The organism is Curtobacterium sp. NPDC098951 (assembly GCF_044759965.1).
In the GTDB taxonomy this organism is placed as follows: domain Bacteria; phylum Actinomycetota; class Actinomycetes; order Actinomycetales; family Microbacteriaceae; genus Curtobacterium.
Map to the genome: position 1 here is coordinate 433,638 of NZ_JBIWAG010000001.1, position 24,415 is coordinate 458,052.

General features: G+C 72.6%; 29 protein-coding genes. 16 read left to right on the forward strand and 13 right to left on the reverse strand.

Annotated elements, in window-relative coordinates:
• Positions 1–76: 76 nt before the first annotated feature.
• From ACIQUC_RS02025 to ACIQUC_RS02035, 3 genes are read right to left on the reverse strand one after another with little or no spacing between them, the layout of a single operon-like run.
• Entirely contained in the window at positions 77–466 is a 390-nt protein-coding gene (locus tag ACIQUC_RS02025; RefSeq protein WP_402262678.1) for a hypothetical protein, read from the reverse strand.
• Positions 467–475: 9 nt separating this feature from the next.
• Positions 476–1,057 carry a hypothetical protein gene (locus ACIQUC_RS02030; RefSeq protein ID WP_402262681.1) on the reverse strand — a complete coding sequence of 194 codons (582 nt, stop codon included), beginning with the start codon at positions 1,055–1,057 and terminating at the stop codon, positions 476–478.
• Positions 1,054–1,611 (reverse strand): RNA polymerase sigma factor, encoded by a 558-nt coding sequence (locus ACIQUC_RS02035; protein ID WP_031261095.1) that lies wholly within the window; start codon positions 1,609–1,611, stop codon positions 1,054–1,056. The genes ACIQUC_RS02030 and ACIQUC_RS02035 overlap by 4 nt, the downstream gene beginning before the upstream one ends.
• Positions 1,612–1,754: 143 nt before the next feature.
• Here ACIQUC_RS02035 and ACIQUC_RS02040 point away from each other — a divergent pair, with 143 nt between their 5' ends.
• The 3 genes from ACIQUC_RS02040 to ACIQUC_RS02050 all read left to right on the forward strand — a co-directional run bounded on the left by ACIQUC_RS02040 (position 1,755) and on the right by ACIQUC_RS02050 (position 4,508).
• The gene (locus ACIQUC_RS02040; protein WP_022905533.1) at positions 1,755–1,988 is read left to right on the forward strand and encodes a hypothetical protein; all 234 of its coding nucleotides are present in this window, start codon (positions 1,755–1,757) and stop codon (positions 1,986–1,988) included.
• Between the two features lie 1,101 nt (positions 1,989–3,089).
• Positions 3,090–3,863, forward strand: coding sequence for an aquaporin Z (gene aqpZ, locus ACIQUC_RS02045; RefSeq protein WP_402262685.1), 774 nt, complete (start codon positions 3,090–3,092; stop codon positions 3,861–3,863).
• A 105-nt stretch (positions 3,864–3,968) separates the two neighbouring features.
• Positions 3,969–4,508, forward strand: a complete 540-nt coding sequence (locus ACIQUC_RS02050) for a DoxX family protein (RefSeq protein ID WP_402262688.1) — start codon at positions 3,969–3,971, stop codon at positions 4,506–4,508.
• A 93-nt stretch (positions 4,509–4,601) separates the two neighbouring features.
• On the opposite strand, the gene ACIQUC_RS02055 is transcribed toward ACIQUC_RS02050, so the two are convergent.
• On the reverse strand, positions 4,602–5,363 hold the full coding sequence (locus ACIQUC_RS02055) for a hypothetical protein (protein WP_402262690.1): 762 nt from the start codon (positions 5,361–5,363) through the stop codon (positions 4,602–4,604).
• Positions 5,364–5,410: 47 nt separating this feature from the next.
• Positions 5,411–6,160, reverse strand: a complete 750-nt coding sequence (locus ACIQUC_RS02060; protein ID WP_022905527.1) for an ABC transporter permease — start codon at positions 6,158–6,160, stop codon at positions 5,411–5,413.
• 70 nt (positions 6,161–6,230) lie between these two features.
• Between ACIQUC_RS02060 and ACIQUC_RS02065 the strand changes: the two genes are divergently transcribed.
• Together ACIQUC_RS02065 and ACIQUC_RS02070 are read left to right on the forward strand one after the other, a co-directional pair.
• A complete protein-coding gene (locus ACIQUC_RS02065; RefSeq protein ID WP_022905526.1) occupies positions 6,231–6,893 on the forward strand; it encodes a response regulator transcription factor in 663 nt (220 codons plus the stop codon).
• Positions 6,890–7,912 (forward strand): sensor histidine kinase KdpD, encoded by a 1,023-nt coding sequence (locus tag ACIQUC_RS02070; protein WP_022905525.1) that lies wholly within the window; start codon positions 6,890–6,892, stop codon positions 7,910–7,912. The genes ACIQUC_RS02065 and ACIQUC_RS02070 overlap by 4 nt, the downstream gene beginning before the upstream one ends.
• Here ACIQUC_RS02070 and ACIQUC_RS02075 read toward each other — a convergent pair.
• The 3 genes from ACIQUC_RS02075 to ACIQUC_RS02085 form a co-directional block, all read right to left on the reverse strand.
• On the reverse strand, positions 7,857–8,684 hold the full coding sequence (locus tag ACIQUC_RS02075) for a hypothetical protein (protein WP_402262694.1): 828 nt from the start codon (positions 8,682–8,684) through the stop codon (positions 7,857–7,859). The two genes, ACIQUC_RS02070 and ACIQUC_RS02075, sit on opposite strands and share 56 nt — an antisense overlap.
• Before the next feature lie 35 nt (positions 8,685–8,719).
• Positions 8,720–9,337: a DedA family protein gene (locus ACIQUC_RS02080; protein ID WP_402262697.1), complete on the reverse strand. Its 618-nt coding sequence runs from the start codon at positions 9,335–9,337 to the stop codon at positions 8,720–8,722.
• Between the two features lie 68 nt (positions 9,338–9,405).
• Complete coding sequence (locus ACIQUC_RS02085) at positions 9,406–10,986, reverse strand: Na+/H+ antiporter (RefSeq protein WP_402262699.1); 1,581 nt, start codon at positions 10,984–10,986, stop codon at positions 9,406–9,408.
• Between the two features lie 103 nt (positions 10,987–11,089).
• On the opposite strand from ACIQUC_RS02085, the gene ACIQUC_RS02090 reads away from it, so the two are divergent.
• Both ACIQUC_RS02090 and ACIQUC_RS02095 read left to right on the forward strand, forming a co-directional pair.
• Positions 11,090–12,514, forward strand: a complete 1,425-nt coding sequence (locus tag ACIQUC_RS02090; RefSeq protein WP_402262702.1) for a hypothetical protein — start codon at positions 11,090–11,092, stop codon at positions 12,512–12,514.
• A gap of 40 nt (positions 12,515–12,554) precedes the next feature.
• The gene (locus ACIQUC_RS02095; RefSeq protein WP_402262704.1) at positions 12,555–13,316 is read left to right on the forward strand and encodes an SDR family oxidoreductase; all 762 of its coding nucleotides are present in this window, start codon (positions 12,555–12,557) and stop codon (positions 13,314–13,316) included.
• An 83-nt stretch (positions 13,317–13,399) separates the two neighbouring features.
• On the opposite strand, the gene ACIQUC_RS02100 is transcribed toward ACIQUC_RS02095, so the two are convergent.
• From ACIQUC_RS02100 to ACIQUC_RS02120, 5 genes are all read right to left on the reverse strand, one after another.
• A complete protein-coding gene (locus tag ACIQUC_RS02100; RefSeq protein ID WP_402262706.1) occupies positions 13,400–14,968 on the reverse strand; it encodes a helix-turn-helix domain-containing protein in 1,569 nt (522 codons plus the stop codon).
• Between the two features lie 134 nt (positions 14,969–15,102).
• Entirely contained in the window at positions 15,103–15,924 is an 822-nt protein-coding gene (locus ACIQUC_RS02105; RefSeq protein ID WP_402262708.1) for an anti-sigma factor domain-containing protein, read from the reverse strand.
• Complete coding sequence (locus tag ACIQUC_RS02110) at positions 15,921–16,466, reverse strand: RNA polymerase sigma factor (RefSeq protein ID WP_402262711.1); 546 nt, start codon at positions 16,464–16,466, stop codon at positions 15,921–15,923. Before ACIQUC_RS02110 ends, ACIQUC_RS02105 begins: the two co-directional genes overlap by 4 nt.
• Before the next feature lie 53 nt (positions 16,467–16,519).
• The gene (locus ACIQUC_RS02115; protein WP_402262714.1) at positions 16,520–17,125 is read right to left on the reverse strand and encodes a sortase domain-bontaining protein; all 606 of its coding nucleotides are present in this window, start codon (positions 17,123–17,125) and stop codon (positions 16,520–16,522) included.
• Between the two features lie 50 nt (positions 17,126–17,175).
• The gene (locus tag ACIQUC_RS02120; protein WP_402262716.1) at positions 17,176–18,033 is read right to left on the reverse strand and encodes a DUF4397 domain-containing protein; all 858 of its coding nucleotides are present in this window, start codon (positions 18,031–18,033) and stop codon (positions 17,176–17,178) included.
• A gap of 236 nt (positions 18,034–18,269) precedes the next feature.
• Between ACIQUC_RS02120 and ACIQUC_RS02125 the strand changes: the two genes are divergently transcribed.
• The 9 genes from ACIQUC_RS02125 (at position 18,270) to ACIQUC_RS02165 (ending at position 24,412) form a co-directional block, all read left to right on the forward strand.
• The gene (locus tag ACIQUC_RS02125) at positions 18,270–18,575 is read left to right on the forward strand and encodes a flagellar FlbD family protein (RefSeq protein ID WP_402262719.1); all 306 of its coding nucleotides are present in this window, start codon (positions 18,270–18,272) and stop codon (positions 18,573–18,575) included.
• Between the two features lies 1 nt (position 18,576).
• Entirely contained in the window at positions 18,577–19,407 is an 831-nt protein-coding gene (locus ACIQUC_RS02130) for a motility protein A (RefSeq protein WP_402262722.1), read from the forward strand.
• 2 nt (positions 19,408–19,409) lie between these two features.
• Positions 19,410–20,339, forward strand: coding sequence for a flagellar motor protein MotB (locus tag ACIQUC_RS02135; RefSeq protein WP_022907982.1), 930 nt, complete (start codon positions 19,410–19,412; stop codon positions 20,337–20,339).
• 88 nt (positions 20,340–20,427) lie between these two features.
• The gene (locus ACIQUC_RS02140; RefSeq protein ID WP_022907981.1) at positions 20,428–21,306 is read left to right on the forward strand and encodes a flagellar motor switch protein FliM; all 879 of its coding nucleotides are present in this window, start codon (positions 20,428–20,430) and stop codon (positions 21,304–21,306) included.
• Positions 21,303–22,019: a flagellar motor switch protein FliN gene (fliN, locus tag ACIQUC_RS02145; protein ID WP_402262726.1), complete on the forward strand. Its 717-nt coding sequence runs from the start codon at positions 21,303–21,305 to the stop codon at positions 22,017–22,019. The genes ACIQUC_RS02140 and fliN overlap by 4 nt, the downstream gene beginning before the upstream one ends.
• Before the next feature lie 8 nt (positions 22,020–22,027).
• Complete coding sequence (locus ACIQUC_RS02150) at positions 22,028–22,561, forward strand: FliO/MopB family protein (RefSeq protein WP_402262729.1); 534 nt, start codon at positions 22,028–22,030, stop codon at positions 22,559–22,561.
• The gene (gene fliP / locus ACIQUC_RS02155; protein ID WP_022907978.1) at positions 22,558–23,379 is read left to right on the forward strand and encodes a flagellar type III secretion system pore protein FliP; all 822 of its coding nucleotides are present in this window, start codon (positions 22,558–22,560) and stop codon (positions 23,377–23,379) included. The genes ACIQUC_RS02150 and fliP overlap by 4 nt, the downstream gene beginning before the upstream one ends.
• A complete protein-coding gene (gene fliQ, locus ACIQUC_RS02160) occupies positions 23,379–23,654 on the forward strand; it encodes a flagellar biosynthesis protein FliQ (protein WP_022907977.1) in 276 nt (91 codons plus the stop codon). Before fliP ends, fliQ begins: the two co-directional genes overlap by 1 nt.
• On the forward strand, positions 23,654–24,412 hold the full coding sequence (locus ACIQUC_RS02165) for a flagellar biosynthetic protein FliR (RefSeq protein WP_402262733.1): 759 nt from the start codon (positions 23,654–23,656) through the stop codon (positions 24,410–24,412). The genes fliQ and ACIQUC_RS02165 overlap by 1 nt, the downstream gene beginning before the upstream one ends.
• Positions 24,413–24,415 lie beyond the last annotated feature (3 nt).

Genomic DNA, 24,415 nt, shown 5'->3' on the forward strand with positions numbered 1-24,415 from the left:
CGGGAGGCGCGGTGCGGGCCAGCACCGCGCCTCCCGTCCGTCATCCGGTCGCGTCCGCGACCGCGCGCCGACCCCGTCACCCGGCCGTCGGCACGCGCTCGCCCGGGTCGGGTCCGGTGGCGTCGTCGGTGGGCGCCCCGATGTCCTCGACGAGCCGGATCGTCACCTCGACGAGGTCGGCCGGCCCACCGGTCCGCTCGTCGACGAGGTCGCGGACGCGCTCGCCCACCTCGCGCACCGTCTCGGTCGCGGGGCGGGTGTCGTCGACGGCGATGCCCGCGTGCACCCGCAGCGTCGTGCCCTCGCGCTGCACGTCCACCAGGACGTCGGGTTCCTGCAGCGAGAAGGTGGACGCGACGGCCTCGGCGGCGGCGTGCACGAGTGGCCGGCTCGGGTACACCCCCGTGACGCCCGGGACGCTCCGGATCCGGTCGGTGAGGGCTCGGGACAGGGCTTCGTCGCTCACGTCGTGCTCCTAGGGCAGGTGGACGTCGTCGAACACGACGTCGATGGACGCCACGGTCATGGCGGTGTGCCGTGCGAGGGCCGCCGCGATCCTGTCCCGGAGCCGGTCGGCGGTCTCGGCCGCCGGCGCCCCGTAGACCAGTCCGGCGGTGACCCGCACGTGCACCGGGGCTCCGAGGTCGCCGAGCTCGCCGTCGAGCGTGCAGCTGCCCATCACGACGCCGCCCATCGTGTCGCCGGCGCGACGGACCAGGCCGCGCACGGCGGCCTCGGTCATCGCGAGTCGGAGTCTCGGGTCGGGGTGGGGGACCGGGACGTCACGACCCGGTCGGACCTCGGAGCGGATCGTCGCGAGCAGGCGGTCGATCCAGTCGGTCTCGCGGTCCGGCTCGGCGTCCGCCCGGCGCTGCAGGGCACCGAGCGAGAGCTCCCGCAGGCGTGCCATGTTCGACAGCGCGAGCCGGCAGGACGCGGACGCCTCGATGGCGGGGTCGCGTGGGGTCCGACCACGGTCGAGGTAGTCGGCGAGCTCCTCCATGGTGTGGCCGTCGAGGTCGTCCTCGGGAACGGGGACATCGTCGATGTCGCTCATCGCCATGCCTCCATCTCCACGGTCAGGAACCGACGGGCACGGGCGAGCAGCCCACGCACCGTCGACACCGGCAGTTCGAGTTCGTCGGCGATCTGCTGGTAGCTGTAGCCGGCGGTCTCGCGGAGGAGCCAGCACCGCCGCTGGTCTGCGGGGAGGCGGTCCAACGCGGTCCACATCGCGTCGAGCTGCATCCGCGTCTCGACGATACGCTCCGGCTGCCTGGTTGCGTCCGTCGGGTGCTGTGCGCCGTCGACGTCGTCGTGGTGGCGGCGCCGACGGAGCCGGTCGAGCGCCTTCCGGGTGACGATCTGCATCATCCACGGACGGAACCGCGCGGGGTCGTTGAGGTCGGAGAGTCGACGCCACCCGGTCAGGAACGACTCCTGCACGACGTCGTCCGACTCGACGTTCGAGCCGAGCATCTGCTCGGCGTACACGCGCATCACCGGCCCGTGTCGACGCGCGAGCACCTCGAACGAGCGGACGTCGCCGTCGGCGGCGCGGACCACCAGGGTGGGGTCCTCCGCACGCAGGAGGGGATCGTCGTGGTCCATCCCCGCCTTCCGATCGTCGCCGACGGCCGCCGTCCGACGGCCGTCCCGTTCCACACTGCACCGGGCGGCGGGGACACGCCCGGGTGCACCGGACGGCGACGGATCCGTGACGGATCCGGTCCCCACGACGTCCACATGACGGAATGATCGACGACACCAACACCACCCCCGTGCCCGACGCCACCGATCCGGTCCGCTCCGCGGCGCCGTCGGGCGTCGGCGCGGACCGACTGCCCCGCGACCTCTGCCTGAGCGTCTTCGACCGCTGGCGCTGCGGGCTCGCCCACGGACACGGCGGGCACCACGAGTCCCTCGACGGGGGATCGGCCGCGCGGTGGAGCGACGGCGCGACGGGTCGGCGGCTCAAGGACCTGTAGCGCGGCGGGCCGCTGGTCGTGCGGGCGGCGGGTGGCGGGTGTCGGGCGGCGGGCGGCGGGCGGCGGGCGGCGGGCGTCGGGTCTGGGTGCAGCGCCGCACGGTGCGACGTCCGTCGCCCCGTGCGAGCTTGCCCGCTGGGTGCGCCGCTACAAGCCCGCACCGAGCGGGCACCTCCGCACCCGGTGGACAAGCTCGCACCGTGCGAACCGACGGTGCGCGGCGCCGCAAAGTGCGACGTCCGTCACCCCGTGCGAGCTTGCCCGCACGGTGCCTCGCTACAACCCCGCACCGAGCGGGCAGCCCCGCATCCGGTGAACAAGCCCGCACGGTGCGAACCGCCGGCGCCGCGCGCCGCACGGTGCGACGTCCGTCACCCCGTGCGAGCTTGCCCGCCCGGTGCCTCGCTACAAGCCCGCACCGAGCGGGCAGCTCCGCACCCGGTGGACATGCCCGCACCGAACGGGCACCCCCGCGCCCGGTGGACAAGCCCGCACCGAACGGGCACCCCCGCGCCCAACGAACGAGCCCGCACGGTGCGAACCGTCACACCGCGGCGCAGCACGGTGCGACGTCCGTCACCCCGTGCGAGCTTGCCCGCTGGGTGTTCCGCTACAAGCCCGCACCGAGCGGGCAACACCGCACCCAGTGAACAAGTCCGCACCATGCGAACCGCCGGTGCGCGGCGCCCGCCACCCCTCCGGCCCGCGCGGCACGGTACGGGTCCGGGCGGGGCAGGCCGGACCCGCGCGGGAACAGGACAGCGGGCGCGACGCCGGGGCCGCTTTGCGCGCCGGACGGCCGCGGGACGGGCACCGGGGGACAGGAACCCGGCCGTCGCGGGGGCTTCCTGGGACGTGTCTGGAAAGTCCGCCGCCGGCGTGACCACCGTCTGGTGTGCCCCGTCCCATCCGCGGACGGCGACCGCCGGACCGGCCCGATCCCGGGTCCACCCACCGGCGGCGTCCGTCCCGGCCGCGCCGCAGGGAGCGGCGTCCACCGACACGCCCCGCGTGCACCCACGACGACAGACGAACCCGAAGGAGACCCTCATGGCTCAGCGCCGACCCGACCGCGACCGAAACCGCGGACGCAACGAACCGGTGAGCGGATCGACCTCCGAGCAGCGCCGTGAGGACGCGGTGACCTGGTCGCCGCTCGCCCGGTACGCGTCCGAGTTCTTCGGCACCTTCCTGCTCGTCCTCGGCGGTGTCGGGACCGCGCTGTTCGCCGCGAACGTCCCGAGCGCCACGGACAACCAGCAGGGCGTCGGCTACCTCGGCGTCGCCCTGGCGTTCGGGCTGACGCTCGTCGCGGGGATCTCCGCCGTCGGGCACATCTCCGGCGGCCACTTCAACCCGGCGGTCACCCTCGGGCTGCTCGCCGCCGGACGCACCGACGCGCGGCACGTCGCCGGCTACATCGTGTCCCAGGTCGTCGGCGGGCTCGTCGCGACGAGCATCCTCGCCGCCGTGCTCTCCGGCAAGTCCGGGGCGTTCCAGGCCGCGCGGGACGGCGGGTTCGCCTCGAACGGCTACGGTTCGGCGAGCCCCGGCGGGTACGGGCTCGGGTCGGTCTTCCTCACCGAGGCCGTGCTGACGGGGGTCTTCATCGCGGTCATCCTGTCGATCACGGCCAAGCGGGAGTACCAGGCGGTCGCCCCGCTCGGCATCGGGCTCACGCTCACCCTGATCCACCTCGTGAGCATCCCGGTCAGCAACACGTCCGTGAACCCGGCCCGCTCGATCGCCGCTGCCGTCTACGGCGGCGCGACCCCGCTGTCCCAGCTCTGGGTGTTCATCGTCGCCCCGATCGTGGGCGCGGTCGTCGCCGGGGTGATCGTCCGGGTCGGCGGCCGGCGCCGGATCACCAGCTGACCCCTCGAACACCGCGGGACGCCCCGCCGGTCCGCCTCGGGCCGGCGGGGCGTACCGTCTGCTGGACCGTGACGATCGACCGCACACCGACGTCAGGGAGATCGCATGAGCTCGCGCACCACCACCGCCTCCGTCAGCGCCAGGACCCTGCTGCGCATCGCCCTCGGCGCCGTACTCGTCTCGCACGGCTCCCAGAAGCTGTTCGGCGCCTTCGGCGGCGGCGGCATCGAGGGCACCGCCCAGGGCATGCACCAGATGGGCTTCCGGCCCGGTCGCCGCAACGCCGTCCTCGCCGGCCTCGGCGAGGCGGGCTCCGGCGCCGCACTCGCCCTCGGTCTCGCCACCCCGATCGCCGGCGCCGGCGCCGCGACCACGATGGGCGTCGCGTCGAGCGTCCACACGCCCAACGGCTTCTTCAACGCGGACGGCGGCTTCGAGTTCCCGGCGTTCCTCGGCTTCTCCGCCGCGATGTTCGCACTCGGTGGTCCCGGCCCGGTCTCGCTCGACCACGCGACGCGGCACGTGTTCGACCGGCCGTGGCTGCGGGCGGTCGCCCTCGCCGCGGTCCCGATCGCCGTCGCGGTGCAGGTCGCGCAGCGTCGGAAGGCGCTCGCGTCGGAACCGGCGGCGACCGACGAGTCGTAGGGCCTGCTGGACGGGAGGCGCGGTGCCGGCCCGCACCGCGCCTCCCGTCGGTCGTCCCGATCGTCGCGGGCCCCGCTGGCGCAGCGGGACGGGTCAGGACCTGACGGCGGCCTGCCCGCCGGGCCGGATCCCCCTGCGCTGACCGGAGGCGAGTGCGGACACGGCCGCCAGGATGACGATCGCGAGGACCGCCGAGACGAGTCCGGTCCCGGCGCCGAGGCCGCCGCGCGAGGGCGCCACCGCGACCCAGTCCGCGAACGACGCGCCGAGCGGACGGGTGAGCACGTACGCGGCCCAGAACGCGGCGACGGGCCCGACGATGCCGAGCCCGCGCGCCACGACGACGCCGGCGATCCCAGCCAGGAAGATCAGTCCGCCAGCGAGGAACCCGAATCCGGCGGACGACGCGACGAGGTCGCCGACGGTGGTGCCGAGCGCGAAGGTCACGGCCACGGCGGCCCAGTACCAGAGCTCGCGGCCCAGCGTGTCGACGTGGTGCACGTCGAAGCTACCCGCCGTGCGTCGCCAGCCGACGAACACGACGACGAGCGCGAGGGCGAACACCAGCGTCGATGCCCAGTACGGCACGCCGACGGCGACGTGCGCCGCGTCGGCGGCCATCGTTCCGAACACCGCGACCATCACCACGGCACCCCAGTACCGCCACGGCGAGGACCGCACGCTCGTCAGCTGCACGGCGAGCACGACCGCGAAGACGACCGCCGTGACGAGCACCGTCGGGACGGGGTCGAACCGTCGCACCAGGAAGTCTGACAGAGCCTCGCCGAAGCCCGTGGTCAGCACCTTGACGGACCAGAAGGACGTGGAGGGGGCCGGGACCTTGTTCGCGCGCACCCGTCGACGGTCGCGTGCCCGTTCGGAGGATCCTCTGAGAAACGCTGTCAGGCGGGCTGCGGGGGCCGGGTCCGGACCGGCGCCAGGGTGTGGGTCAGCGTCGTCGCGACGACCGCACCGGCCGCGATGATCGCGGCGAGGACGACGATCTGGAAGCGTCCGGCCTCGATCGGGGAGACCCCGCCGAAGATCGCACCGACGAAGGCGCCGGGCAGGGTGACCAGTCCGGTTGTGCGCGTCTGGTCGGTGCTCGGCACCATCGCGGCGTGGACCGCCCGGCGGACGAGCTCGGCGGTCGACTGCCGCGGGGTGGCACCGAGCGCGAGCCAGCCCTCGACGTCGTCCCACCGGTCGTCGACGAGCTCGACGAACCGTCGCCCGGAGAGCGTGGCGCTCGTCATGGCGTTCCCGATGACGATGCCCCCGATCGCGAGCACGTACCGCGGTGTGAAGGCGATCGCACCGGTGGCGAACACGACCGCGAGCGCACCGACGATCCCCGCCGACATCGCCAGGGCGACGGGGAGGAGCCGGGTCCGCAGCGTGCCGAGCCGTCGCGCCGCCGTCGTCGTGGCCACGCCGAACATCACCACGAGCGCCGCGGCGATCCAGAGCGGGTCACGGATCACGCCGCTGAGGACCAGGCTGATCAGCGCCAGTTGCACCGTGCCGCGCACGACCGCGAGCGCCGGCGCCCACGGCGACGGAGCGCGCGCGAGCAGGAGCACGAGGGTGGCCAGGGAAACCAGGACGACGACACCGACGAGCGTCCACAGGATGCTGCTCGGCTCGTTCACGGGTCGAGCCTGCCACGGCTGTGCCAGGCTGGACGGACGGTGCCACCCGCGACGCGCCGGAGGAGGCACGGTGACGAGGACGGACCGGTTGCTGCTCGTCGAGGACGACCCGCGACTCGGGCCCCTCGTGGCGGACGTGCTCGGCGAGGACTGGGACGTGACGCTCGTGACGAGCGGCGAGGATGCGCTGGACGCGGCGGCGGACCGGATGTACGCGGTGATGGTCGTTGACCGACGGCTGCCCGGGATCGACGGTGCCGAGGTCGTGGCCCGACTGCGGCGTCGACGCGACGCGACCCCGGTGCTGATGCTCACGGCCCTCGGCGCGCTCGGCGACCGGGTCTCCGGGCTCGACGCCGGAGCGAACGACTACCTCGTGAAACCGTTCGAGTTCGAAGAGCTCGCCGCGCGGTTGCGCGCCCTGACGCGGGACTTCCGGTCGGAGGGGGACCCGCTGCCGATCGGTGCGTGGACCTTCTACCCGGACACCGCGACCGTGTACTCGCCGTACTCCGGGCGGATCCAGTTGACGGATCGCGAGAACGCCCTGCTGGAACTCCTGGCCCGGGCACCGACGACGGCGTTCAGCCGGGCGCACATCCTGTCGACCGTGTTCGGCGACAGCGAGGTCGAGGGCACGGTCGACACGTACGTGCACTACATCCGGCGGAAGACCGACCGTGAGCTCATCACGACGATCCGCGGGACCGGCTACCGGATCGGTTCACCGTGACCCGTGACGCGGACGACGTCGCGGTCCGGCGGTCGGCGGTGCGGATCGGTGTGCAGGTCGCCCTCGTGTCGGCCGGGCTGGTCGTGGTGATCGTCGGCCTCGTGTTCGCGTACGTGCTCTGGCAGTCCACGCCGACCGAGGTGCACGAGCAGCACGCGGCGGACACCACGCGGATCTTCGTCGACCGCGACGCGTTGCTCGGCGCCCTGGCCGTGATCGGCGCCGGTGCGGTGCTGCTCGCGGGGCTCGCGACGTGGTTCGTCGCCCGACGTGCGGTCGTGCCGCTGGGGGAGGCGCTGCGGCTGCAGCGGACCTTCGTCGCCGATGCGAGCCACGAGCTGCGCACGCCGCTCACCGTGATGAGTGCGCGGGTGCAGCAGCTGCAGCGCAGGATGTCCGCCGACGACGACCGCACGCCCATCGTCGACGCCCTCCGCGAGGACACGCGGTCGCTCGCGGCGGTGGTGGACGACCTGCTGCGGGCCGCGACGATGGACGGCGATGACGGATCGGCGGCGACGCCGGTGTCCCTCGAGGTCGACGGTGCGGTCGCCGACCTGCAGGTGGTCGCCGAGCAGCGTGCCGTGCGCATCGTGCACCGCGGAGACGGCGGAGGCGACGTCGACGTGGCGGTCCGGATGTCCGCGACGCCGCTCCGCCGAGCTCTCGTCGCACTCCTCGACAACGCGGTGGGGCACGCTCCGGCGGGTTCCGACGTCGAGGTCCGGGTCACGGCGACGCCACGGACCGTCGAGATCGCGGTGCGGGACCGTGGCGACGGCATCACCGGGATCGACCCGGACCGGGTCTTCGACCGCTTCGCGCACGGGACGCCCGCGGCGGGTCCCGCCGAGCGTCGGACGAGCTACGGGATCGGCCTGGCCCTGGTCCGCGAGATCGCCGTCCGGGCCGGGGGATCGGTCCGTGTCGGCGCCACCGGCCCGGGCGGGACCATGTTCGTGCTCAGTCTGCCGCGGGTGACCGGCGGAGCCGAACCGCCTCGACCGACCCGTCGGTGAGCGCAGCGGAGGACCGCCGGAGCCGCACGGACGTCGCCCCGACGACCACGAGGATCGCGGCGAGGAACACCGTGCTCGTGGTGATCGTGCCGATGCCCAGTCCGCCATCGGACGTCGGCTGCGAGAGCAGGTCTCCCAGCGAAGCGCCGAGCGGCCGGGTGAGCACGTACGCTGCCCAGAAGCACGCGACCCCGTCGACCCGGAGCCCGAAGCGGAGCAGGGCGACCAAGGCGATGCCGCCGGCGAAGAGCAGCAGTGCCGGGAAGTACCCGATACCGGTCTGTTCCCCGATGAGGTCGCCCGCGGCGGTGCCGAGGGCGAAGGTGAACAGGATCGCGAGCCAGTAGAAGGCCTCGCGGCGCACCGTGTCGATCCGGTGGATGGACAGCGTGCCCTCCACCCGGTGCCAGGCGAGGAACACCACGACGAGGCCGACCCCGAACACCGTCGTGCTCGTCCACAGCGGGACGCCGAGCCCGTCCGTGAGGTTGTCTGTGATGCACGTGCCCACGATGCTGATGAGGACGACGGTGACCCAGTAGACTGACGGACGGTAGGAACGTGCGCGGAACTGCAGGACGAGGAACAGCACCAGCACGGCGCCCATCACGACCGTGGTCAGGGGGAGGCCGAGTCCGAGCGTCTCGCTCATCAGGTCGGCGGCCGTCTCACCGACGGTCGTCGCGAGGACCTTGACGATCCAGAACGACGCCGTCGGGTCCGGGACCTTGTTGCGGACGGTGGCGACGTGGGCGGGGGTCGAGCGTGGCATGGGGATCCTTCGCGATCGGGTGGGGGACGAGGCGCTCAGCTGGTGGTGGAACGGCTCCGGCGGCCGCGCCGCGCGCGGACCGCGCCGATGACGACGGGCAGGACCGAGAAGACGACGATGACGAGCGCGAGGACGTCGATGTTGTGCGCCACGAACGGGATGCCGCCGAGCAGGACGCCGACCAGGGTCATGAGGACGACCCACACCGTGCCACCGAGCGCGTTCCACAGCGTGAAGCGGCGCCAGCGCACGTCGGCGGTGCCGGCGGCGAGGGGGACGTACGTGCGGACGACCGGGACGAACCGACCGAGCACGAGCGAGAGGGCGCCGTAGCGCGCGAAGAACGACTCCGCCTCGTGCAACCGCGAGGTCTTCAGCACGCGGGCGTCGTCTCGGAACAGCCGGCGTCCGGCACCGCGCCCGATCCAGAACCCGACCTGGTCTCCGAGGAACGCCGCGACCACCCCGACGACGACGATCTGCCACGCCGTGATGCCGAGTCCGCCCGAGAGGATCGCCGCGGTGACGATCAGGGAGTCACCGGGGAGGAACGGGAAGAGCACGCCGGACTCGATGAACACGACCACGCCGATGCCGAGCAGGACCCAGGGGCCGAAGGCGTGCAGGAGGGAGGCGGCGTCGAGGAGGTGCATGGCGACAGCCTCGGGCGCCGGGGATCAGGATCGTCCAAGAATCGCAGATCGTCGGAAGAGGACGGGGGTCAGCCCGACGACGCGCCGTTCAGTCGGGCCTCTTCCGCGTCGTACCCCGAGCGGACCTGGCGGAGCACGAGGTCGTCGATCTCGTCGGCGTCCCGCATCCGCAGGAGCGTGGCGGCCTTGTGCCGGACGAGTTCGAGCTCGAGGGCGACGGCGGTGTCGTGCCGCTGCAGCGCCGGGTGGTCGTCGTCCGACTCCTCGCGCGCCTGGATGACGTCCAGGTGGGCCTCGTAGTCCTTCCGCACCCGGTCCACGGTGGCCCGGTCCGCGCCGGTGGCACGGGCGAGGCGGGGGAGCGCGTCGAGGGCCTCCTCGATCGCGGTCCGCTCCGCCGTCCGACGCTCCTCGCCCACGGACTCGTCCTCGGGCAGGGCCGCCCGGCGGAGCACCGCCGGCAGGACGAGGGCCTGCCCGACGATCGTGACGACGACCACCCCGGCGGTGACGAAGACGATGAGGTCCCGGTCGGGGAACGCGCCACCGGACTGGAGCGTCCGGGGGACGGCGACGGCCATCGCGAGCGACACGGCCCCGCGGAACCCGGCGAAGCCGCTGACGAGCCGGTCGCGGTGTCCCTCGCGCGGTGCACCGCCCGAGCGTCGGGTGACGAGCCAGACCGTGCCGCCGGCGGCGTTGAGGAAGGCGAACCGCACGAGCACGAGGACCACCGACACCGCGGCGATCACCCCGGTGGCGCGGAGCAACTCGGCCGGGTCGAGCGCGCGCGCCGCCACCATCGCCTCGATGCCGACGAGGACGAAGAGCGCGCCGTTCAGGAGGAAGGTCAGGAACGACCAGAACGCCCGGACCTGCTGGCGCGTCTCGGCGCGGTCGAGCTTCGGGCCGACCTGGCTGACGACGATCCCCGCCGCGACGACGGCCAGCACGCCGGACGCACCGATCGCCTCGGCGCCGAGGAACGCGACGAAGGGCACGAGCAGCGTCACGAGGTTCTCGAGCACGACGGTGTCGACCCGGCGGAGCACCTGGGTGCCGAGCCACGCCGCCACCAGACCCGCGGCGACACCGCCGAGGTACGACAGTGCGAGCATGCCGGAGACACCCCAGAAGGTCAGCTCCTCGGTGCCGACCGTCACCGCGACCGCGATGCCGTAGACCACGAGGGTGGTGCCGTCGTTCACGAGGCTCTCCGCCCGCAGCACCGTGACGTTCCGTCGCGGCAGCATCTTCGTGAGCACCCCGACCGCGGTGGCGTCGGTCGGTGCGACGGCGGCGCCGAGCACCCAGGCGGGCCCCCACGGCAGGCCGAGCAGGTGGAGCAGCACGGCGACCGCGCCGGCGGTCACCACGACGAGCAGCGTGCCCATCAGGACGATGCCTCGGAGGTTCTTGCGGATCTCGCGCAGCGACGTCGTCAGGCTCTCCCAGTAGAGCAGCGCCGGCAGGAACAGCAGCAGCACGGCGTCGGCGGGGAGCTGCACGCCGGCGAACTCCGGGACGAGGGCGAGCAGCGCGCCGAAGACGAGCAGCAGGACGGGCGGAGCGACCCGGATGCGGTCGGCGATGCCCGCCGTCAGCGCGATGGCGAGGCCGAGCACGACCACCAGTTCAGGTCCGAGCACGCATTCCTCCTCGTGGCGTCGGACCGGATGCGGCCGACACCCCAGTCAACCCGCTCGCGGCTGACGGTGCCGTCGGACACCCGTGACCGGTAGCGTCACGCACGTGACCGACGCGCGTGACCCCGACCACCTGCTCCCGCTCGACGTCGTGTCCATCGGTCACCGGCTGGTGGTCCCGGACCTGCACCGTCCCGTGGCTGCCGTCGTCGAGGAGGGAACGGTCGTGCGGTGGCTGACCTGGCCGACCGCTCCGCTGCCCGAGCGGGCCGTCGAGGAGGCCGAGGCCTGGCCCACGGGCGAGGGCGTGTGGGTCGTCTACTCCTCGGACGGCATCGACGAGGTCACCCGGACCGCGGTGCACCTCGACCCGGACCGCGTCGGCGCCGCCGTCGACCTCGGGGACCGGAGAGTCGTCGCCGCGGAAGCCGGAGGCCTCTGGCTCGCCGATCCTCGCGATGCATCGACGTGGATGGCTGGCACGACGATCGACGACGACGAGGACCTCGCGGCGTTGGTCGATTCCGATCTCCAGTGGGCAGAGGCCGACCCGTTCTGGCCCGACCCAGCGGCCTGGACCGAGCCTGACGACGACGAAGACGACGCGGACGACGCACCCTGGCCCGACGACGACCTCGAGGCGGGTGCCGACCACGATCCGGACGACGACGGGACGAGGGTCATGACCGCGTACCAGTGGTCCATCGGCTTCGGCGACACGGAGGACGACTCCGCCGACGGTGACGGCGCCGCCGACGCAGCGGAGCCGCCGGGCCCGCCATCGCCGACGCCGCCCACCGAGCTCGTCCGCGTCGCGCCGGACGGCTCCCGCACGACCATCGCTGTCGACCACCTCGTCGAGGACGTGACGGTCGAGGGTGACCGGATGACCCTGCGGTTCCACCGAACGGGTCCGGACCTCGTACCCCGTGCGTCCGGCTCCCGGGACGTCGTCTACCGGCCGCGCGAGGTCGTCGTCGACGTGTCCGGCGGCCTGCCGGTCACGATCGACACCGACGCCCTCGACTCGGTCCCGGTCGAGGACCCGGTCGAGTGGGACGCCGAGGCCGCGGACGCCGAGTGGGAGCGCTCGGTCGAGGAGCGCGAGGCCCGTCGCGCCCCGTGGATCGAGCGCATCGACCTCACGGGCGTCGACGGCACGCGGTGGCCCCGGTGGGACGCGGACACCGTGCGCCGCGCACGCAGCGTCGCCCGGCTCGTGGAGGAGTTCGCACACCTCGCCGACCCGGTGATCGTCTGGTCACGCGGCGTCGACGGACCGCGACGCGCCCGGAGCGACTTCCGAGAGGTCCGCGTCGAGGTCGAGGGCGACTGGCCCGCGACCGAGGTCGTGGTGTCGTTCGAGCACACGGCGGTCCCCTTCCTCCGACTCCGCCGCCGCTACCGGGTGTTCGACGACACCGGTCGTCCCGTCGACCACGGCTACGTGACGATGTACCTCGAGGAAGAGATCGCGACCGGCCACATCCCGCCCCGCAGCACCGCGGTCGACGGCGTCCTCGACATCTGACGCCTGCCGTCGACGGGCCCATCCGCGGTAGCGTGCGGGCATGAGCGACGACACCACCGACCACCAGGAGCGCACCGCGATCGTCACCGGGGGCGGGAGCGGCATCGGCCGCTCCGCCGCCCTGGCACTGGCGGCCGACGGGTGGACGGTCGTGGTCGCCGGTCGGCGCGCCGAGCCGCTCGACGAGGTCGCAGCGCAGTCTCCCCGCATCGTCCCGATCGTCGCCGACGTCTCAACCGAGGCGGACGTCCGGCGCCTCTTCGACGAGACCGTGCAGCGCTTCGGTCGACTCGACCTGCTCTTCAACAACGCCGGCACCGGCGCACCGGCGACCCAGTTCGACGAGCTCACGCTCGACACCTGGAACGCGGTGCTGTCGGTGACGCTCACCGGCTCGTTCCTCTGCGCCCGCGAGGCCTTCCGCATCATGCGGACCCAGACACCGCAGGGTGGCCGCATCATCAACAACGGCTCGATCTCCGCGCACGCACCGCGTCCGCTGTCCGCGCCCTACACGGTCGCCAAGCACGCGGTGGCCGGACTCACGAAGCAGCTCCAGCTCGACGGGCGCCCCTTCGACATCGCCTGCGGACAGATCGACATCGGCAACGCCGCCACCACGATGGGGTCCGGCGCCGCGGACGGCACGCTCCAGGCGGACGGCTCGACGCGCCCCGAACCGACGATGGACGTCGCCGAGACGGGCCGTGCGGTCGCGTACATGGCCGGCATGCCGGCCGGCACGAACGTGCCGAACCTGACGGTGATGCCGACCGCCATGCCGTTCGTCGGTCGCGGCTGACGACGGACTGGAGGCGCGGGACGGATCCGCCCCGCGCCTCCAGCCCGTCATCCGGTCACGTCAGTGACCGCAGCCCGCGTCGATCAGTCGTGGAACGTCTCGATGGAGGCGCCCAGCGAGTTGAGCCGCTCCTGCAGCTGCTCGTAGCCGCGGGCGATGATGCCCACGTTGCGCAGGACGCTCTCGCCCTTGGCGGCGAGCATCGCGAGCAGGATGACCACCGCGGGGCGCAGCGCCGGCGGGCAGCTGACCTCGGCGCCGGAGAAGTGCGTCGGCCCGGTCACGTCGAGACGGTGCGGGTCGCGCAGGGTCACGCTCGCGCCGAGGCGGGTGAGGTCGAGCAGGTGGATCGCACGCCCCTCGTAGACCCAGTCGTGCACGAGCGTCGTGCCCTCGGCCATCGCGGCGATGACGACGAAGAACGGCAGGTTGTCGATGTTCAGACCGGGGAACGGCATCGCGTGGATCTTGTCGATCGGCGCGTGCAGCTCGGACGGGTGCACCGTGATGTCGACCAGGCGGGTACGGCCGTTCGCGGCGGGGTACTCCGGCGAGACGTCGAAGCGCAGGCCCATCTCGGCCAGGGTCGCGAGCTCGATCTCGAGGAACTCGATCGGGGCCCGCGTGACGGTGAGCGTGGAGTCGGTGACGATGCCGGCGGTCAGCAGGCTCATCGCCTCGACCGGGTCCTCGCTCGGCCAGTAGTCCACGACCTCGTCGATGCGGCTCTTGCCGGTGATGCGGAGGGTCGTCGTGCCGATGCCCTCGATGCGGACGCCGAGGAGCTCGAGGAAGAAGCAGAGGTCCTGCACCATGTAGTTCGGGCTGGCGTTCCGGATGACGGTCTCGCCGTCGCGGGCGGCCGCGGCGAGGATCGCGTTCTCGGTGACGGTGTCGCCGCGTTCGGTGAGCACGACGGACTTCGTGGGGACGTGCTGGCTCGCGACGCCGACCTCGTACCAGCCGGAGGTCGCCTCGACGTCGACGCCGAAGGGACGGAGCGCGATGAGGTGCGGCTCGACCGTGCGGGTCCCGAGGTCACAGCCGCCCGCGTAGGGCAGCCGGAAGGACTCGTACCGGCCGCTGAGCGGGCCGAGGAACATCAGGACGCTCCGGGTCCGGCGGGCGGCGTCGGCGTCGATGGCGTCGAGGTGCAGGTCGGACGGGGCGACGATCTCGAGGGTCTCGCCGTCCTCGGACCACGTGACGCTGGCGCCGAGGCTGCGGAGCACGTCGATGATCCGGTCGACCTCGACGATGCGCGCGACCTTGTGCAGGCGGGTGACACCGCGGTTCAGCAGCGAGGCGCAGAGCAGGGCGACGGCGGCGTTCTTGCTCGAGTTCACCGCGATGGAGCCGCTGAGCTTCCGACCGCCCTGCACGCGGAGGTGCGCACGCTGCGGGGCACCGCCGATGGAGACGATCTGCTGGTCGAGGGCGTCGCTGATGCGGGTGAGCATCTCGAGGGACAGGTTCTGCCCACCCTGCTCGATGCGGTTGATCGCGCTCTGGCTGGTGCCGACGCGTTCGGCGAGCTGGGCCTGGGTCATGCTGCGGCCCTTGCGTGCGCCCCGGATCAGGGCGCCGACCTCGCGGAGCGGTGCCGGGGTCCCCGCGGGGGTCGGCGTGACGACGGTGGTGGTGTCGGACATGGCGCCAACGTAACACGCTCATGAGATAAAAACCGGGGGACAACACCCAGGAATCTCCCGGGCGCAGCAGGAATACACCGTCTGTGAGACTTTAGGCGCCGACCGTTGTCCAAGGGTCGACGCTCCACGCGAGCCTACGGGGACGTGAAGGTGCCCCGGACGATCGAGTCGCCGGAGTGCGCGGGCTTGCCGTCGTCGGGCTCCGCCGACACGTCGACGACCGGGTAACGCGCGAGGTCCATGCCGGCCGGCACCCGGAACCGCCCACGGTCCCCGTCGAGGTACCCGACGCTCACCAGGCCCTTGAGGTCGGTCTGCATCATCCAGACCTCGCGGAGGGCCCCGGCGTCCCCGTTCCGGTCGCCGTCACCGTGCACGTCGACGACGAGGGTCAGTCGCCCGTCGCGGTCGCGCTCGAGCTCCGCGTTGCCGCGGGCGCCGGACCAGCTCGGGAGCGCACTGAGGTCCGTGGTCGCGACGACGGTCTCGCCGCTGCCGGCCCCCGGCACGACGCCGGTGACGACGCCGATGCCCACGAGGAGGGCGAGGACGCCGATGCCCGCCGCGACGACCCCGGCGATCGTGCGTCGGCGACGACGGACCGCGGTCCCGCGGCCCGCACGCGGGCCGCCAGCGGGTCGGTCGGCCGGACCGGCCGGCCGCGGTGCCGGAGCCGGGGCGACGGCGTGGGGGACTGACGGGGCGGGGTCGACCCGCGCCTCCCGGTCGGCGTCCTGCTCGGCGCGGACCGCGGCCTGGATGCGGTCCCAGACGCGCTCCGGCGGGGCCACCAGCTCGAGGTCCGCGCTCGACCGCGTGACCGCGGCCACGCGCTGGAACTCCGCGACCGCGTCGCGGCAGACGGCGCATGCGGCCAGGTGCGCCGCGACGTCGTCGTCGGCGACCGTGTCGGTGACCGCGAGCATCGCCAGCGTCTCGTCGTCGACGTGCTTCATTCGATCACCTCCAAACGTGTTCGGAGCCGAGCCAGACTCCGATGGATGTGGCTCTTCACCGTGCCGAGGGGCAGGTCCAGCCGTTCCGCGATCTCACGATGGCTGAGGTCCTCCCAGAACGCCAACCGCATGACCTTCCGCGGGACCTCGTCGAGCCGGTCGAGCTCGCCGGCGACGAGCGCGCGTTCGGCCAGGTCGAACGCGGGTTCGGGGGCGGCGGTGGTCTCCTCGACGACGACGGGGTCGGCGGCGCTCGGGTGTCGCTGCCGGTCGTTCAGGGCGTCGGTGATGCAGTTCCGGGTGATGCCGACGAGCCATGCGCCGAGCGGGGCCCTCGTGGGGTCGTACCGCGCACTGTGCCGCCAGGCCTTGACGAAGACCTGCTGGGTGACGTCCTCGGCCGCGCTCGGGTCGGCGAGCGCCCGGAGGGCGAGGGAGTGGACGAGTGGCGACCAGCGCTCGTAGGCAGCGCGCAGAGCGGGTTCGCCCCCGGCACTGAAGGCGTCGGAGAGCTCGCTGTCGTCCGGGAGGATGGCCGTCACGTCTTCCTGTCGCTGGTGCGGTCGTCGTCGACCGCGCACTCCGATCGTACGGGTCAGGACCCGATCGGTGTGGCGGTGATGACGAGGTTGCTCTCGTAGTGGTGGGTGGTGGTGTCGAACTCCCCGCCGCAGGTGACGAGCACGAGCTGGCGCGGTCCGTCCGTCCGGAACACCGACGCCCACGGCAGGCCGCGCTTCTCGAGCAGGTCGACGGAGGTGATGCGCCACCGCGTGTCGGCGCCGTCCGTGTCGGTGAGGGTGACGGTCGTGCCGTCGGGGACGTCGCGCAGGTGGGCGAACGGTCCGACGCCGTACCCGACCGCGTCGACGTGGGCCGCGATCACCACGGCCCCCGCGGTCGAGGACGGGGCCGCGCCGTACCGGTACCAGCCGGCCGTGGCCGGGTCCGGTGGCAGGGCCATGGCGCCCTGCTCGTCGACGCCCTTGGGACGGACCGGGGCGGTGACACCCGCCCAGTCGACCGTGATGCGGTCGGGGGCCGCCGCGGTCGTGACGGGCGGCAGGGTGGCCGCCTGCTGCGGGACCGCCGTCGAGAAGGCGGACGGCACCGGCGTGGGTGCCGCGGGGACGAGCGAGGGGTGCCCGCCGGGGGAGGGGGACCCGGCCGACGAGCACCCGGTCAGGAGGGCCGTGGCCACCGCGGCGACGACGAGCGTCGCCGCGGTGGTCCGTGCCGTTCGGGCGGTGTTCAGCGTCCCGAGTCCGCTCGGCGGTCCGCCGTCGCCAGATGGCGGCGACGGAGGACGACGGCACCGACGGCGACGGCCGCCGCGAGGGCCGCGGCACCGCCGATGAGCGGTGCGCTGTCGACCCGGTTCGTGGCCACGAGACCGGCGTTGCCCGCGGGGACCCCGTTCGGCGTGCCACCGAGGTTCGAGATCGTCTGCGTGGCGAGCGCCAGGGTCTTGTCGTCCAGGCTGCCCCAGGCGTACACGATCGTGTCGGCGCCGGCGGTGACCGCGACGTCGGCCGGGCCGATCACCGGGTCGGTCGTGCCGGTGGCCGCGACCGAGGCCGAGACGGTTCCGGCGGGGAGCTCGAGCGCCTGCTCGTCCGGGTTCGACAGGTTGCTGACGACGGCCTTGCCGCCGGCCAGGACGTCCACCGCCGGGGCGGCGGCGACGTGCCGGACGATCAGGCGTCCCTGCCCGGCCCGGGTGGCCGAGGTGTCGTTGGTGAACAGGGTTGCCGTGGGGGAGCCGTCCGTCTTGTCGTGGGCGACGGCGGTGTAGTTCGCACCGGCCTGCAGCGTGACGTCGACCGGTCCGATGATCGGCTTCGACGCGTCGGTCGCGTCGGATGCCGTGATCGCGATGCTGTGGGCGCCGGCCGGCACCATCATCGGTCCGGCGAGGGTGCCCGGCTTGAAGTCGTCGAGGGCGCGCTTGCCGTCGAGGTACACGTCGACCGTGACGGCCGGTACGGCGTGCAGGACGGACAGGGTGGCGTCCCCGGACGCGGCGGTCGCCGCGGTCGCGGGCATCACCGCGGCTGCTGCTGCGAACAGGACGCCGGCGGTCAGGCCGGTGGCGAGTGTCTTGCGCATCGAAGGTCTCCTTCTGGCCCGGTGGGCCGGTACGGGCGACGTCGTCGTCGACGTCGTACGGGCACTACCGCCGGGACCCCCGTCGTGGATGCACCCGGTTGCTGGGACCTTCCTGGAGTGGGGTACACGCCGCTAACGCACGACACGTGTGGGCCGATAGTCCTCCGTGCAGCCCACGGACGGGCAGCATCCCGCCCCACGGACGGCGGCGGGACGATCGAGAACCAGGACGGGCCATGATCGTCGTCACACGACTGAACGGCAGCGGATTCGCTGTCAACCCCGATCTCGTGGAGCGCATCCAGGAGACGCCGGACACGACGCTCATCATGGTCGACGGCGCCAAGTACATCGTCCGCGAGTCGATGGCCGACGTCATCGACCTCATCGCCGCGTACCGGGCGCGCATCGTCGGCATGGCGTACGGCACCGACACCGCCGCCCACGACGCCACCGGCCCCCAGCCGACGCTGGCCGCGGTCGCCCCGATCCACCCCGTGTCGTCCGACCGGGCACCCCGCTCGCAGGACGGGGGTCGTTGACGTGGACATCGCGACGATCATCGGCATCCTCCTCGCCTTCGGCGCCCTGTTCGGCATGGTCGAGATGGAGCACGTCGAGCTGGCCGGCCTGTTCCTGCCCGCGCCGATGCTGCTCGTGTTCGGCGCGACGATCGGCTGTGGCATCGCCAGTACGACGCTCAAGGACGCCATCGCGAGCTTCAAGGCCGTCCCGAAGGCGTTCACGGGCAAGGTCACCCCGCCGCAGTCGGTCATCGACGACGTCGTCGGGTTGGCGGAGACCGCCCGCGCGAACGGCCTGCTCGCGCTCGAGCAGGAGGCCGACAAGCACGACGACCCCTTCATGAAGAAGGCGCTGCAGAACATCGCGGACGGCACCGACGGCGACGAGCTGCGGATCCTGCTCGAGGACGAGATCGAGTCGAACGCCGCACCGGTCCGGTCGGCCAGCTCGTTCTTCATGGGGCTCGGCGGGTTCGCCCCCACCGTCGGGATCATCGGCACGGTCGTGTCGCTCACCCACGTGCTCGCGAACCTCGGCAAGCCTGACGAGCTCGGTCCCCTCATCGCGAGTGCGTTCGTCGCGACGCTCTGGGGCCTGCTGACGGCGAACTTCCTGTGGCTGCCGATCGGCGGCAAGCTCCGCAAGCTCGCGCAGCTCGAGGCCGACCGCCAGACGCTGCTCATGGAGGGCCTCCTCGCCGTGCAGGCGGGCAGCCAGCCGCGTCTGCTCGGGGAACGTCTGACCGCGATGGTCCCGCCCGCCGCGCGTGGTGGCGAGGCCAAGGGCGGCAAGGGGAAGTCCGGCAAGGGCAGCGACGCGGGTGCCGACGACCAGCAGCTGGCGGCCTGACCGTGAGCGCGAACCCCCGCGGGCGCGGTCGCGGCCGCTCGAAGAAGTCCCACGACGAGGCCGAGCACCCCGACGAGCGCTGGATGGCGTCCTACATGGACATGATCACCGTGCTGATGTGCATGTTCCTCGTGCTCTTCGCGATGTCGACGGTCGACCAGCAGAAGTACATCCAGCTGAAGAACTCGCTCGCCACGGGCTTCGGCGAGGTCAAGTCGCAGAAGATCGACACCGCGTCCGGGACCGTCGTGACGAAGGACGAGGTGAAGGACGGCTCCGGCTACTCCGTCGACAAGTCGCAGGCGGACCACTCGACCGCGTCGTCCGGCACGAAGGACACGAACGTCGACCCGGCGTCCACCGTCGTCCCGAAGACCGCGACGAAGGCGGACGTCCAGGCGGCGCAGCAGGAGCTCGACGACCTGCAGGCGATCGAGCAGGCCATCAAGGCGAACCTCGCGAAGGCCGGGCAGACGTCGAACGTGCAGTTCACGGTCGACGCGCGCGGTCTCACCGTGCGGCTCGTCGGCAGCGAGACGTACTTCACCACGAACAGCGCCGACCTGTCCGACCAGGCGAAGCGGATCATGGACGCGATCGCCCCGGTGCTGAAGACGAGCGGCCACGACGTCAGCGTCGAGGGCCACGCCGACCAGCGGAACTCGACGGCACCGTACGCGACGAACTGGGAACTCAGCGCCGCCCGCGCGACCGGGGTGCTCCGCGACCTGGTGGAACGCGGCGGGATGCCGGCCGACCACGTCCAGAGCGTCGGGTTCGGGTCGAGTCGTCCGCTGGCGAAGGGCGGGACGGACGCCGACCTCACGCTGAACCGGCGGGTCGACATCGTGGTGCTCTCGAACCAGGACCAGGACGTCAGTGCCCTGATGCCGGCCCTGGCGAAGGCGCAGGACGGAGCACGGACCGGCTGAGCGAACGACCGCCCGCCCGCCCCCAGAAGGAGGCACAGCCGCGGCACAGCACTGACGGGTCCGGCACAGCGGACCGATAGACGCACCCGTGACCGAGACCCTGCCAGCGCCCGAGGTGTACGACTTCGCGCGCCCGTCGACGCTCGCCCGCGAGCACGCCCGGGTCCTCGAGCTTGCCTTCGAGACCTTCGCGCGCCAGTGGGGCACCCAGCTGACGGCGAAGGTCCGCGCGGTGAGCCAGGTCACCTGCGAGCAGGTCCAGATGACGACGTACGACGAGTACGCCGCGTCCCTGCCCGCGCTCACGGGCATGGTCCTGCTGCCGATCGCGGACGTGGTGCCGAAGGGCGTCCTGCAGGTGCCCCTCGACGCCGCCCTCACCTGGGTCTCGCACGCGCTCGGCGCCTCGAAGCCGCTGCCGACGCCGGACCGGACGTTCACCCCGATCGAGCAGGCGCTCGTCCGCAAGATCGTCGAGGACGCCCTCGACGACCTCCGCTACTCGTTCGGCGGGCTGCTCGCGCACGACGTCACCGCGGGCGGGTTCCAGTTCAACTCGCAGTTCGCCCAGGCCGCCCAGAAGGGCGACCTCATGATCGTCGCCTCGTTCACGATCCGCGTCGGGGAGCGCGTCGCCCCCGGCACCCTCGCGCTGCCGGCCGACGCGGTGCTGCCGCAGCTCGGCGAGACCGCCACGCACGTCTCACCAGCCGACGCCCGCGCCCTCGTCGACGCGCAGCTCGCCTCCGTCCCGGTGGGCGTCAGCCTGCGGTTCGCGCCCGCCACGGTCCTGCCGTCGCAGGTCCTCCGCCTGGCCGTCGGCGACGTCCTGCCGCTGCCGCACCCGCAGCACCGTCCCCTCACCATCGCGGTCGACGGCGAGCCCGTCGGCACCGCCGCCGTCGGCGCGAACGGCTCGCGCCTCGCCGGCATCGTCGTCACCACCACATCGGAGCAGCCCGCATGACCGTCACGACCACCCTCCACACGCAGGCGGCCGAGGCACTCGCCGCGCAGCTCCCGACGGCCGCGCCGCTGACCGCGGTGGCCCAGCCAGGAGGCGCGACACCCGTCGCCCTCGAAGCGGCCGGTGACGCCGTGGTCGCGTCCTTCGTCGGCGGCCTGTCGGCCGACCTCGTCCTCGTGCTCACCGACCTCGAGGCCGTCGTCGCCGCCGGTGGCACCGACCACGGGATCGTCGACGTCACCGACGTGCTGCGGCCGTCGCTCGAGGCCGCCGCCGGTGTCCTCGGCGTCGGCGTCCTCGGCGACGCGCGGCGCGAGTCGGCCTCGGCGCTCCTCGCCGACCCGGACACGGTCGTCTTCGAGCTGACCGCCGGTGGCGTCCCCGGCGGCTGGTTCGCCCTGCGCGTCCGCGAGAACGGCACCGTGTCGGCGTCCGCCGTCCAGGCGCCGGTGCTCGGCATGCCCGCCGGGAACCTCGGCCGGATCAACAACGTCGAGATGACCCTGACGGTCGAGATCGGCCGCACCCGGATGTCCGTCCGCGACGTGCTCGGCATGGAGCCCGGCGCGGTCGTCGAGCTCGACCGCAGCGCCGGTGCCCCCGCCGACGTGCTGCTGAACGGCCGGCTCATCGCGCACGGCGAGGTCGTCGTCGTCGACCAGGACTACGCGGTCCGGATCACCAAGATCCTCGACGTCGCCGAGAGCGTCTGAGCCCCGACGTGGACACCGCCGTCATCGTCCTCCGCGTCGCGCTCTCGCTCGGCGTCGTGCTCGCGCTCATGTGGGTGCTGCACCGTCGCGTCGCGAAGAGCGGCCTGGTCGGGAGCAAGACCAAGGGGCGCCGCTCGGCCTCGGTCGAGGTCGTCGGGCGTCAGGGCATCGGCGGCAAGGCGAGCGTCGTCGTGGTCGACGTCGAGGGCGAGCGCCTCGTGCTCGGTGTCTCCGAGCACGGCGTCGCACTGCTCACCAGCGGGCAGGCGCCCGCGCCGGAACTCACCATCGTGACCGGACCCGTGACGCTGCCCGTGCGTCCGACCCCGTCGGCCGAGCGGTTCGGTCAGGAACTCGCGCAGCAGACGGCAGCCGCCCCGTCCCTCCCGTCCGACGCGGCGCAGCCGCTGCCCATGCGCCCCCGCAACCGTCGCGCGCAGCGTGCCGCACTGCCGACCGCCCAGCAGCTGCAGGGGTCGATCCTGTCCGCCGACACCTGGCGGCAGGCCGCCTCGGCGCTCCGGAACCGGCGGGCCGGGTGACCGCGGCGCGGACCGGACGTCTGATCGCCCTCCTGCTGCTGGGGGTGACGGTCGTGGCCGGCTTCCTCATGCTCACCGCCACCGGCGCCCACGCCGCCGGCGTCGTCCAGCCGACCGCTCCCGCCACGCCCACGGCGCCCGCGACCGGTGACTTCAGCGTCAGCGTGAACGGACCGGACGGCACCCCGTCGTCCGCCGTCGTCACGCTGATCGGGATCACGCTGCTGAGCGTCGCGCCCGCCCTGATGCTCATGATGACGTCGTTCACGAAGATCTTCGTCGTGCTCGCGATGACCCGGAACGCCCTGGCGCTGCAGTCCATCCCGCCGAACCAGGTGCTCGCCGGCCTCGCGCTGTTCCTGTCGCTGTTCGTCATGGCGCCCGTGCTCGGCCACATCAACGACGACGCCCTGCAGCCCTACCTCGCCGGGCACCTCGACTTCGCCCAGGCCGTCGAGATCGGGACGAAGCCGCTCCGGACCTTCATGCTGCACCAGACGCGCGAGGAGGACGTGGCGCTCATCACCCGCGCCGCCGGGCAGGACAACCCGAAGTCGATGGCCGACGTCCCGATGACGACGGTGATCCCCGCGTTCGTGATCTCCGAGCTCCGCAGCGCCTTCATCATCGGGTTCGTCATCTTCATCCCGTTCCTGGTGATCGACCTCGTCGTCTCGGCGGCGCTCATGTCGATGGGCATGATGATGCTCCCGCCGGTCATGATCTCGCTCCCGTTCAAGATCCTGCTGTTCGTCCTCGTCGACGGGTGGGGGCTCATCATCAAGTCCCTCATCGAGAGCTACCAGGTGGTGCACTGATGGACCAGCAGGCCGTCATCGACCTCACGCTGCAGGCGCTCCTGGTGTCGGCGAAGCTCGCCGCGCCCGTGCTCGTGACCTCGCTCGTCGTGGGCTTCGCGATCTCCCTGTTCCAGTCGGTCACGCAGATCCAGGAGGTCACGCTCTCCTTCGTGCCGAAGGCCGTCGCCGTCGCGATCGCGCTGGTCGTCTGCGGCAACTGGATGATCTCGGAGATGGTCGGGTTCACCCACGCCGCCTTCGACATGATCCCCAAGCTCCTGGGGTCCGGCTGATGGAGCTGTCGATCGATGCCGACCGCCTCGAGGCGACCATGCTCGCCGGCGTGCGCCTCGTCGCCTTCTTCGTGATCGCCCCGCCGTTCTCGTACCGTGCGTTCCCGGCGACGGTGAAGGTGATCCTCGGCATCGGGCTGGCGATCGGCGTCGCCCCGCGGGTCGCGGCCGGCTACGAGTCGCTCGCGATCGGGCCGTTCCTGCTCGCGCTCCTCACCCAGCTGCTCGTCGGGCTGGCCCTCGGCTTCCTGGTGTTCCTCGTGTTCGCCGCGGTGCAGTCGGCCGGCGCGCTCGTCGACCTGTTCGGCGGGTTCACGCTCGCGCAGGCGTACGACCCGCAGTCCCAGGTGAACGGCGCACAGTTCACGCGGCTGTTCCAGATGGCGGCGCTGGCGCTCCTGTTCGCCTCCGGCGGGTACCAGCTCATCGTCGCCGGGCTCGTGCGGTCCTTCGACGCGGTGCCGCTGACCGGCACGTTCGACCTCGGTGGCCTGGCGTCCGTGCTCGTCACCGCCCTGACCCAGATGTTCCTGTCGTCGCTGCAGATCGCCGGCCCGCTCGTGGTCGTGCTGTTCCTCGCCGACGTCGGGCTCGGGCTGCTCACTCGTGTGGCCCCGGCGCTCAACGCCTTCCAGATGGGCTTCCCGATCAAGATCGGCCTGACCGTCGTCTTCGCCGGGGCGCTCTTCATGGCCCTGCCGTCCGTCGTGTCGTCGCTCACCGGCGACGCGGTGGCCGCGATCACCGGACGGGGGTGACGA

Bases quoted from the DNA above. Each gene is read 5' to 3' on its own strand.
- ACIQUC_RS02030 (WP_402262681.1), bottom strand. From the start codon at position 1,057: ATGAGCGACATCGACGATGTCCCCGTTCCCGAGGACGACCTCGACGGC.
- ACIQUC_RS02035 (WP_031261095.1), bottom strand. From the start codon at position 1,611: ATGGACCACGACGATCCCCTCCTGCGTGCGGAGGACCCCACCCTGGTG.
- ACIQUC_RS02040 (WP_022905533.1), top strand. From the start codon at position 1,755: ATGATCGACGACACCAACACCACCCCCGTGCCCGACGCCACCGATCCG.
- ACIQUC_RS02050 (WP_402262688.1), top strand. From the start codon at position 3,969: ATGAGCTCGCGCACCACCACCGCCTCCGTCAGCGCCAGGACCCTGCTG.
- ACIQUC_RS02075 (WP_402262694.1), bottom strand. From the start codon at position 8,684: ATGCCACGCTCGACCCCCGCCCACGTCGCCACCGTCCGCAACAAGGTC.
- ACIQUC_RS02080 (WP_402262697.1), bottom strand. From the start codon at position 9,337: ATGCACCTCCTCGACGCCGCCTCCCTCCTGCACGCCTTCGGCCCCTGG.
- ACIQUC_RS02095 (WP_402262704.1), top strand. From the start codon at position 12,555: ATGAGCGACGACACCACCGACCACCAGGAGCGCACCGCGATCGTCACC.
- ACIQUC_RS02100 (WP_402262706.1), bottom strand. From the start codon at position 14,968: ATGTCCGACACCACCACCGTCGTCACGCCGACCCCCGCGGGGACCCCG.
- ACIQUC_RS02105 (WP_402262708.1), bottom strand. From the start codon at position 15,924: ATGAAGCACGTCGACGACGAGACGCTGGCGATGCTCGCGGTCACCGAC.
- ACIQUC_RS02120 (WP_402262716.1), bottom strand. From the start codon at position 18,033: ATGCGCAAGACACTCGCCACCGGCCTGACCGCCGGCGTCCTGTTCGCA.
- ACIQUC_RS02125 (WP_402262719.1), top strand. From the start codon at position 18,270: ATGATCGTCGTCACACGACTGAACGGCAGCGGATTCGCTGTCAACCCC.
- fliN (WP_402262726.1), top strand. From the start codon at position 21,303: ATGACCGTCACGACCACCCTCCACACGCAGGCGGCCGAGGCACTCGCC.
- fliQ (WP_022907977.1), top strand. From the start codon at position 23,379: ATGGACCAGCAGGCCGTCATCGACCTCACGCTGCAGGCGCTCCTGGTG.
- ACIQUC_RS02165 (WP_402262733.1), top strand. From the start codon at position 23,654: ATGGAGCTGTCGATCGATGCCGACCGCCTCGAGGCGACCATGCTCGCC.